The organism is Pseudomonas sp. Hz4, assembly GCF_054898165.1.
Window position 1 is genome coordinate 2860070 of the sequence record NZ_CM142719.1, and the last position, 8920, is coordinate 2868989.

Annotated in this window: 8 protein-coding genes and 3 pseudogenes; 7 read left to right on the forward strand and 4 right to left on the reverse strand. The window is 56.3% G+C overall.

Annotated features, from left to right (window positions below):
* Positions 1-36 precede the first annotated feature (36 nt).
* A pseudogene (locus ACYZTR_RS13055) lies at positions 37-123 on the reverse strand (hypothetical protein); the annotation flags it as partial.
* Here ACYZTR_RS13055 and ACYZTR_RS13060 point away from each other — a divergent pair.
* Positions 123-349 (forward strand): annotated as a pseudogene (locus ACYZTR_RS13060) (DUF934 domain-containing protein); the annotation flags it as partial. The pseudogenes ACYZTR_RS13055 and ACYZTR_RS13060 sit on opposite strands and share 1 nt — an antisense overlap.
* A 50-nt stretch (positions 350-399) precedes the next feature.
* Here ACYZTR_RS13060 and ACYZTR_RS13065 read toward each other — a convergent pair.
* Positions 400-900 (reverse strand): peptidase associated/transthyretin-like domain-containing protein, encoded by a 501-nt coding sequence (locus ACYZTR_RS13065; RefSeq protein WP_461979368.1) that lies wholly within the window; start codon positions 898-900, stop codon positions 400-402.
* A gap of 481 nt (positions 901-1381) precedes the next feature.
* Between ACYZTR_RS13065 and ACYZTR_RS13070 the strand changes: the two genes are divergently transcribed.
* A complete protein-coding gene (locus ACYZTR_RS13070) occupies positions 1382-2053 on the forward strand; it encodes a DUF3313 domain-containing protein (protein ID WP_461979370.1) in 672 nt (223 codons plus the stop codon).
* A 70-nt stretch (positions 2054-2123) separates the two neighbouring features.
* On the opposite strand, the pseudogene ACYZTR_RS13075 reads toward ACYZTR_RS13070, so the two are convergent.
* A pseudogene (locus ACYZTR_RS13075) lies at positions 2124-2379 on the reverse strand (DUF1254 domain-containing protein); the annotation flags it as partial.
* A gap of 247 nt (positions 2380-2626) precedes the next feature.
* Here ACYZTR_RS13075 and ACYZTR_RS13080 point away from each other — a divergent pair.
* From ACYZTR_RS13080 to ACYZTR_RS13095, 4 genes are all read left to right on the forward strand, one after another.
* Positions 2627-5200, forward strand: a complete 2574-nt coding sequence (locus ACYZTR_RS13080) for an S-type pyocin domain-containing protein (protein ID WP_461979372.1) — start codon at positions 2627-2629, stop codon at positions 5198-5200.
* Entirely contained in the window at positions 5190-5465 is a 276-nt protein-coding gene (locus tag ACYZTR_RS13085; protein ID WP_461979708.1) for a bacteriocin immunity protein, read from the forward strand. Before ACYZTR_RS13080 ends, ACYZTR_RS13085 begins: the two co-directional genes overlap by 11 nt.
* Positions 5466-5562: 97 nt before the next feature.
* A complete protein-coding gene (locus ACYZTR_RS13090) occupies positions 5563-7083 on the forward strand; it encodes a bacteriocin immunity protein (protein ID WP_461979374.1) in 1521 nt (506 codons plus the stop codon).
* Between the two features lie 56 nt (positions 7084-7139).
* Positions 7140-7583 (forward strand): SRPBCC family protein, encoded by a 444-nt coding sequence (locus tag ACYZTR_RS13095; RefSeq protein WP_461979376.1) that lies wholly within the window; start codon positions 7140-7142, stop codon positions 7581-7583.
* A gap of 52 nt (positions 7584-7635) precedes the next feature.
* On the opposite strand, the gene ACYZTR_RS13100 is transcribed toward ACYZTR_RS13095, so the two are convergent.
* Positions 7636-8061, reverse strand: coding sequence for a YciI family protein (locus ACYZTR_RS13100; protein ID WP_461979378.1), 426 nt, complete (start codon positions 8059-8061; stop codon positions 7636-7638).
* A gap of 265 nt (positions 8062-8326) precedes the next feature.
* Between ACYZTR_RS13100 and tpx the strand changes: the two genes are divergently transcribed.
* The gene (gene tpx, locus ACYZTR_RS13105) at positions 8327-8827 is read left to right on the forward strand and encodes a thiol peroxidase (RefSeq protein ID WP_461979380.1); all 501 of its coding nucleotides are present in this window, start codon (positions 8327-8329) and stop codon (positions 8825-8827) included.
* Positions 8828-8920: the final 93 nt, after the last annotated feature.

The window sequence follows — 8920 nt, forward strand, 5'->3', positions numbered from 1 at the left end:
GACGCTCTGCGTCCCATTGGAACGCGGAGCGTCCACCCCGCCGGCGAAGCGCATTGCAAAACCCGGATGGCTGGCCTGCAACGCTTCGACGAACGAATAGGTCAGCGTGCCGTCGTCGTTGAGGTTACAGCCAGGCGTACTTGCTGCGCACTTGATTGGGCTGGACGGGCGAGTTGCGCGCCGTCGGCTGCGCGATCAACTCAGCCACATGCGCCAATGCGGGTTCGACAGCTTCGCGGTGCGTGAGGACAAGTCCGTAGAAGATGCACTCAAGGAGCTGGCCGGGATGAATGTGCTGTATGGGCGTTCGGTGATTGAGCCTCGGCCGTTGTTCAGACGACATGAGTAGAACGTCAGTGAGGATGGCGCATCCTGTATAGGAGGATGCGCCGGGCGCTGTCAGTTGATGCGTACCAGGGCTGCTCGGTTGCTTGGTGAAAGCTGATCGATTTCGAGCAGTGTCAGGTTTTTTGGCGCTTCACCGGCCAATGGGTTGCCAAGATTGCCCGCGGCGCCCTCGGGCAGTTTGTACATCGCGCCAGTCAGCGGGTCGACGACCAGCATGCCAATCAGGCCACCAAACACGATGTTGCCCCAGTACCAGCCGCTCATGCTGGTTTCCAGTGTGGCGTTGGCATCGGCATAACCTTCTTTCTTGAAGGTTATGGTGTAGGCCTCGCCCTTGAAGTAGCCACGACCTGAAGGCAGCGTCACGGTATTGGGCGTGGAACCGTTATGTACGATGACACCGGCCTTGTTCGTGATGGTGAAGTTGGCACCGCTTGGGGTGCTCGATACGTTCACCGGGTACTTGCTGTCTCCGACGATGCTTGCGCAGCCCGAAGTCAGGAGAGTGGCGGCCAGGGCTGTAACGGTGAACAGAGTGCGGAAAGCTTTCATTGTTGATCCTTGAGACCGAGTTTGCCGTCATTGGCCGAGGCACGCTTCATGTGGCCTCGATGTGATTATTGGGACAGATTGCACGGCGCGGACTTTAACACTGATGGCGGTGCGCCACTATTGGGATTTCGAGTTAATTCGATTAAGTCGCACGCCCGGGAAATGTTATGAGGTGGCGGAAGGCATTTGTACTGGGTGTGGGGCGGTAACTTTTTCAAGGTGGGTGGCGAATCAGGGTTTGGGTGTACCGCTGTATTTTTATGTTTCGGCATTGCGACTTTCATAGCCCCGGTACGTTTTCCGGCAGGCGCGCGTTCAAGCTCGATGCAGCGTTGCCGGATGGCCGGCGTCTGTCAAATGACGATCGCTGTGCGGCATTAGTTGAATAGTGTGTTTTTTTTGTAAACAAACTGCGTTGCATTGGCTATACCGGTAACTCCCTTACTCGTACTGATGTCGAGCTACTTAAAGGAGTTACAGCATGAAGCTAGCGCTAATGATGAGCACGCTGTGCATTGCGTCGATCGCAATGGTGGGCTGCTCCAGTAAAGTTGTTGAACCGGATCAGTATTCGGGATTTCTCAAGGACTACGGCCAGCTCAAGGAGGCCAAGTCGCCATCGGGTGCCACGGTGATGCGCTGGGTGGATCCCAAACTCGACATCAACCAGTTCACCAGTGTCTACATCGAACCAACCCAGCTCTATCCCAAACCTCAACCGAGCGTGAAAATCCCGCAGGCTACCCTGAACGGAATCACCGATTACTACGATCAAGCGCTAAAGCGTGAAGTGGGTAAATCCCTGCCGTTAGCCGCGGGCCCTGGCCCGGGTGTGATGGTAGTGCGCGCCGCCATCACTGCCGTGAGCAGCAAGACCCAAGGCCTGAAGCCTTATGAAGTGATCCCGATCGCCCTGGTGGCAGCGGCGGTGAGCACGGCCAGTGGCATTCGCGATCAGGATACTGACCTGGCCACTGAAGCGGTGTTCCTCGATGGCGGCAACAACAAAGTCTTGGCCCAGGTTGTGCGCAAAGGCACTGGCAAACCCTTGGAAAACGAGTCTCAGGTGATGAAGGCCGATGACGTGAAAGGTGTGATCGATGGCTGGGCTTCTGATCTGCATCAGTCGTTTCTGAAGCTCAAGTCCGAGTAGGTTTCAAATGATCATTCCCACGCTGCGTGGGAATGATCGTGGAGCGCTGCATCACTCGCTGACAGGTCGCCGTATGAACGCCGAGTTTGTCACGGAATTTCTTCCTGTCACTGCGCGTTGGAAACCAGCGGCAAGACCCACAGATAACCTTGGGCCGCCTGTTGGAAATCCAGCTCGGCGTAGAGCCTGGCGATCGATTCATGGGCCGACCGTTCGCCTTCCATGGCGATCTTGCCGATCCGCGGATCAATCTCCTGAGCACCAACGCCGCAACTGACGAACATCGTCATCAGGCTGAAACCGGCTGCGCGAATTGCAACGTGCATATAAGAATCCTTATTTGCCGAACGTGACGTTGATCCTGGCAAACAGCGTGAACTATACGTCTGTTAAAGCTAGCAGCTAACGCCGTGTTCGCCAGTCGAAGGGGGGACTTGGGGCGAATGGCCGTCGCCTGAATCGACAGTGCTTGATCAGTGCCGACCCTCGAAATAAACCCATCCCTATATCTATGTACCGCACCTGACCACCGTCCCATCGACATGCTGTGCCCTACAGACAAGGAGTGACTGTATGGCACAACACACATTTAACGATGGATCTTCAGGGAGCGTTGTCATCAGGTCCGGACCGCCCTCTTCGGGTGGTGGTTCTGGTGGAGGTTCAGGTGGCGGCGGTGGGGTTTCAGGCGGCTTTGGTAAAACCAGCAAGAGAAAGAAAAAAGCCCGAAAGCGGGCCATAGAAGCTGATCGTAAGGCAAGGGAACAAGCGAGCGCGCAAGCAGCGGCTCAGGCGCAAGCCGAGGCGGCACAAGCACAGGAACAGGCCCGCGTGCAGGCCCTGCATCAACGACTCGCGGGGCTGGCGCAGCGTCATGCCGCAGTCAGAGTTGAGGTAGACCAACGTTTTGCAGCCCGGGCCGCGCAACTCGCGCTCGCCCTCGAACAGGAAGTCCGGGCGGAGCGACGGCCGCCCGATATCAACTTGAGCGAGCGCCTGCAGCTTCACAACATCACCAAAGAAAAAAACGGAATCGATGGGCTGATCGCCCGTAAAACCGCAGAGTTCAATGGCAATAACGCGGTTGCCCGGTCATTCGATGGGCATGATCCACTCACCCGCACGGTGAACGACTACCAGATCCGACTGGAGCAGTTCGGTGAGGCGCTCAATGACGGCCACCGGATCTGGGAAAACGCCTACAACGCGGCCCATGAAGCTCGACTGCTATCGGCACAGATAAGCGCACTCAGCGATAGATCCAATGCACTGGCCAGTCATCACGCCGAGCAGACCCTTGTATGGCGTGAACTCGAGGCCGTTTGGGAGCGTAACCGGCAGTTCGCCGAGCAGCGCGAAGCAAGAGTTCGGTTCAAGCTGCAAGTCGATGAAGACGCTCGGGTTGAACGGGTCAGGCAGGCCAATACGCTGACGGTACCCACTACTTCGGTGGCCGCTGGCGGGATGATGTTGACCCGAGAGGGAGTGCTCGTTGCGCAAGAAATCGCAGCGGTACTTGAGACGGTTGTCGAGTCGGCCGCCGGACTCCTCAAGGATTTCGCACGAATAGCGGCCAGAACCGGACCCGTGTTCGTCACTGCAATGGTGTACTCACCCACCCTTGGCAATGGCGAGCTGACCTCCGAGCAACGTCAGCGATTGCTCCAGTCGGTCGGCGTTCCGGCGCAGGCGTTGGGACTTTCTGACCGTCAGGCGCTGCAATCAATCGCCAACGCGGGCGGTTCGGTGGAAGTGGCGTACCGGCTCAAACCCGAAGCCGTACCGGAAGGTACCGCGATTATCGTCACCAGCACCGGTGGCGAGGTAGGCGCTCGTGTACCGGTCATCAATGCCGTACTTGACCCGCTGACCGGGGTCTACAGCGCCGAGGTCCCGGGTTCACCGCCACGACTCCTGCAGTTCACACCCGAGTCCACACCTCAGGTGACTACTTCCGGTCAGGCCGGCGTGGCGGTGATGACACCGCAGATCCAGGACATCCCGGCAGGTGTCGACTTGCGCATTCAGGATTGCATCGTTTGCGTGCCGGGCCTGTCACCGATGTACCTGTCCTTCAACCTGCCGCCAATCGGTTCAGGCATCGTCACCGGGACCGGTCAACCTGCTGCGAATGATTGGTGGAAAGCCGCAAGCCAGGCCCAGGGTGCGGCCATTCCCGTGCAGATCGGCGACCAATTTCGTGGTCGGGAAATCCCGTCGTTCAGCGCCTTCGATGAAGCGCTCTGGCGAACGGTTGGCGAACACCCGGCGCTTGTAACCGAATTCGATGAGGTGAACAAAAAGCGCATCGAACAAGGCTTCGCGCCCTATGCACCAAAAAACACCTGGATTGGTGAACGGCGTGAATTCGAGCTGCGTTATCAGGAGCGGGCAGAACTCGGCGCGAACCCCTTCAACCTTGACAAAATAAGCATCACCACACCGCAAAGTACCCAAGGCCGGATGGGGATCACACCGGCAGTTCTACCCTGGCCAATTCGTCCCGTGGGTGGCGGTACCTGGACCCCGTTGGTTCCACCAGGCATCGAACATCTCGGGCCAACGACCTCGCCGATCACACCGCCGATTCCAGCGGTTTATCCCGGCGCACCGGTCATCCCTGTCCTACCGCAAAACGAGACGTTTCCGGCTGTTGACGAAGGGCAGATCGGTGCCAGTATTCCTGGGTATCCGGGGGATATGGAACTGCCTTCGCCGGATGTTCTGTTTCTTGACAGGCGGGACGATCCAGGTACCGCTACAGGTCGGGGGGCTGATACTTCGGAAGTTTGGCTCGGGGATGACGCAAGGGGAGTGGGCGCACCCATTCCTTCGCATATTGCGGATCAGTTGCGATGGAAGGAGTTCAGGAATTTCCATGGGTTCAGGCGGGCGTTTTGGAAGGCTGTTGCAGAGGATATGGTATTGAGCAAACAGTTTAGTGTTCACAATTTAAAAAGAATGCGATCAGGCCTTTCTCCATACCCGTTGGGCACTGATCAGGTTGGTGGTCGCAAAACGTTTGAGCTTCATCACGAAATTGGGATTGCAGACGGTGGGGAGGTGTATGGGATGGATAACATCTTAGTGATGACGCCCAAGCGGCACATCCAATTACACGGAGGAAAAAGTGAAAATGATCTTTAAAAAGAAGTTGGAAGACTATACAGAAGCGGAATTTTTGACCTTTTTACAAGGGTTTAGTAATTATCCGGATGAATTGGAGGGAGACGAGTTGGAGGCTTACCTGGATAGCCTGTTGGTCCATTTTGAGTTAATTACCGAGCACCCTGGCCGCTCAAACGTGATTTTTTATCCTACAGAAGGTCAGGAAGACAGCCCGGAAGGCATCCTGAAAGAAGTCAAAGAATGGCGCGCAGCCAATAACAAGCCTGGCTTCAAACCCGAGTGACTTGCCACCAATGACTAACTGGCATCTGTTCATAACGAAATGAGCAGGTGCCATTGTCTTCAGCAGTTTGCCCAAGAGGCACAAGGAAGAACCAAAGATGGAACTTAAAGCAACTCTCAAGGATTACACCGAGCCGGAATTCCACTCGTTGGTAAATAGAATATGGGCCGTCGATCTGCCGAAACGGGACCATGATCGGTTGATCAACCATTTCGACCGGATCGTCGGCCACCCCAAAGGTGCGGACCTGTTTTTTTACCCTGACGACCAAGTCAATACGAATGGTGCTGGATCGGTTGTGTTTTTCGTCAAGAATTGGCATCGCAAACGGGGTATGGCGGCGTTTAAGGACGAGAATGTTTCCGTATCGCCTCCACCCGTACAGCTAAGCGATGTCGCCCGGAGTATGGCAGAAGTACAAGAAATCGCCGCTGATGTGGCCGTATCGGAGCGGGCTGTCGAAACGGCCTTCAGCTTTTTCGAGCAAGGTATCAAGCGCTTGCGAACTCAACAGAGCCTTCGCCTGGATATCCCTGAGCAGGACACGAATATCCGGGCTCTGGAACGTGATCAGCATGAAACACTCATGGCAATCAGTAAGTTCGAATTCTGTAAAATGCGCGTGGAGTTCGCCAGACGCGGTGCTCAGCGCGACCTGAACTATGCCCGGTCGGAGCAAGCACGGTGGCAGAGCATCGTGCAACAGATCAACTCAACACACGACCGGTACATTGCGCGATTGGCCGGCCTTACTCAGCGCCATCGCGTTCTACATGACGAGTCTGAAGCGCTGTTGATAGCGGCGCAGGAACAGTTGATTCGTTCACGTAATCTGGCAGGGGCCGGTCCAAATCAAGCTGCCTGCGCGATGGCCGCATCATTGGCTTTTGCCGATAAACGTCCCGATGTATTGCTGGAGGGTGGGCCATCGGCATTGTTAGTGTCGCAACGGACAATTTTGCAAAAAGCCATCCGCTCGGCCGTTGCGCAATTCACCTGGCAGAACACGTCAGGCGAACCGCCCGATGAGGTCCAGTGCGCTGCGGTGTTGCGATTTGAGTTTTCCAGTCGCGCCGATACGCAGGTATACGGTCTCAGTGTTCCCCTGGCCGAGCTTCTGCCGATTGAAGGTCAGGATTGGCAATGTCTGGCGGCGAGCAGGGCTGAGGTCGATGTCCCTTTCAGGATGACAACCGCCGTAGTGCCTGCCGAACCTGGAATGATGTTTCAGGGGTTACGCGAAATCAAAACGCTGTCACAGGTTCACATCACACCGTCCAAAGGCAGTCATCCGGCATCCGGGGTTCGGGTCAGAGCAGCACAACATAATGAGCGACTGAATACTTTCAGTTTTACGGCTGATGACGCCGCACCGATCACTGTTTACTGGTCTGCCCCGGTCACTCTCGAAGCTAGCCCACCCGTGGCCCCGGCCCCATCGCGTTTGGGTTTCGTTCGATCCTCACCGGTGCCGGTAATTGAAACTTCGATGGGAGAGGCCCGATTCGACGACTACATCGTGGTCTTTCCCATCGCGGCAGGACTGGACCCGTTGTACGTCATGTTCAGAGACCGGCGCGAATATCCTGATATGACAATTACTGAAGCAAAACCTTAACCCCGACATCGGACACAACCGGTTGCCACTAGATAAACAAAGGAATGTCGCTCTCTATGCCTGTATTGGAACTCACCACGCTGATTCCCAACCGAACACCCGAACTTGTCCTCGACTTCTGTCTGGAGGGCCTCAACTACCCGAAGATCTTTCCAGAGCGAGTCTCGCTGCTGAGCAATCTCGATTTAAGTAACCTGCGTATCGAAGCCGGCCGACAGTTTCGCTTTCGGCACTGGATGTTCAATTGCATTCCGGCGAACTGGACGGTGGTGATACGCGAGGTCGGCGACCATCATTTCATCGACGAAATGCTCAAGGGGCCGATGGCTTCGTTTCGTCATGAACATCGGGTTGCGGCCGGAGAGGGCGGTACGTTCTACACCGACCGGGTGACTTATGCGGCGATTGGCGGTGCACCTTTGGAATGGCTGGTGGTCAATGCCTACATGCGCCGAGTCTTCCAGGCTCGGCACCGGAATATGCTGCGCTTGCTCGGTTAATGCCGCCTGTATGCAGTCCTGTGGGAGCGAGCTTGCTCGCGCCCACAGCGCCTCAGCGTTTCTTCACCTGCGCGCGCAGCCGTTCTTCCTGCTCCCGCAGTTCCGGCGTGAACTCAGCCCCGAAATCCTCGGCCTCGTACACCTGGCGAATCTCGATCTCGGCGTCGGTGCCTGGCATCGGGTTGGGGCATCGCTTGACCCACTCGATCGCTTCCTGTTTCGACTTCACCTGCCATAGCCAGTAGCCGGCGATCAGCTCCTTGGTTTCGGCGAACGGGCCGTCGATCACCGTGCGCTGGTCACCCGAGAAACGCACGCGGGCGCCTTTGCTGCTGGGTTGCAGGCCATCGCACTCGATGAGGATGCCGGCTTTGACCAGCTCCTCGTTGTAGTTGCCCATCGCGGTCATCAGTTCCTCGCTGGGCATCACACCGACCTCGGAATCCTGGCTGGCTTTCACAATGATCATGAATCGCATGGTCTTATCTCCGCTGGATTTGAGTGACTCGCTTTCTAGTCGAATGGCCGTCATCTGAATCGACAGTGCTTCTTACGGAAAGTCGCCGAAAAAGCAGATTTGTTTCTCGACAGTAAACTCGCTATACGGTTGTTGAGGCGGGTTGTATCCAATGTGTGCGACAAGACTTCACAATTTGTATCTGGGCATAGGTCGTCGGACCAATTCGTGGTTAACTTCGGCCTCTTCAAAATTCTCTACAACAACGTTCAGAAGGACTCCGTTCATGACTCAAGTCACTCTTAAAGGCAACCCGGTTCAAGTCAACGGCCAACTGCCACAAGCCGGTTCCAAGGCGCCAGCCTTTTCCCTGGTTGCCGACAATCTGTCCGACGTGACCCTGGCGAGCTTCGCCGGCAAGCGCAAAGTGCTGAACATCTTCCCAAGTGTTGACACTCCGACTTGCGCGACTTCGGTTCGCACGTTCAACGCCCAGGCCAACGATGTCGCCAACACAGTCGTGCTGTGCATCTCCGCTGACCTGCCGTTCGCTCAAGCGCGCTTCTGCGGCGCCGAAGGCCTGGAAAACGTACAAAACCTGTCGACCCTGCGCGGTGCCGAGTTCATCGAGAACTACGGTGTTGCCATCGCTGACGGCCCGCTCAAAGGCCTGACTGCCCGTGCCGTCGTGGTGCTGGACGAAAACGACAACGTTCTGCACAGCGAGCTGGTCGGTGAAATCGCTGAAGAGCCGAACTACGAAGCGGCACTTGCCGTTCTGAAATAAGCGTACTTTTACAATTGTTAACGGCCTGGCCTTGTCCAGGCCGTTTTCATTTGCGATTCAGTGTCTTGGCCAAACATCCTGTTACGTAAGCCG

Bases quoted from the DNA above. Each gene is read 5' to 3' on its own strand.
- ACYZTR_RS13065 (WP_461979368.1), bottom strand. From the start codon at position 900: ATGAAAGCTTTCCGCACTCTGTTCACCGTTACAGCCCTGGCCGCCACT.
- ACYZTR_RS13070 (WP_461979370.1), top strand. From the start codon at position 1,382: ATGAAGCTAGCGCTAATGATGAGCACGCTGTGCATTGCGTCGATCGCA.
- ACYZTR_RS13080 (WP_461979372.1), top strand. From the start codon at position 2,627: ATGGCACAACACACATTTAACGATGGATCTTCAGGGAGCGTTGTCATC.
- ACYZTR_RS13085 (WP_461979708.1), top strand. From the start codon at position 5,190: ATGATCTTTAAAAAGAAGTTGGAAGACTATACAGAAGCGGAATTTTTG.
- ACYZTR_RS13090 (WP_461979374.1), top strand. From the start codon at position 5,563: ATGGAACTTAAAGCAACTCTCAAGGATTACACCGAGCCGGAATTCCAC.
- ACYZTR_RS13095 (WP_461979376.1), top strand. From the start codon at position 7,140: ATGCCTGTATTGGAACTCACCACGCTGATTCCCAACCGAACACCCGAA.
- ACYZTR_RS13100 (WP_461979378.1), bottom strand. From the start codon at position 8,061: ATGCGATTCATGATCATTGTGAAAGCCAGCCAGGATTCCGAGGTCGGT.
- tpx (WP_461979380.1), top strand. From the start codon at position 8,327: ATGACTCAAGTCACTCTTAAAGGCAACCCGGTTCAAGTCAACGGCCAA.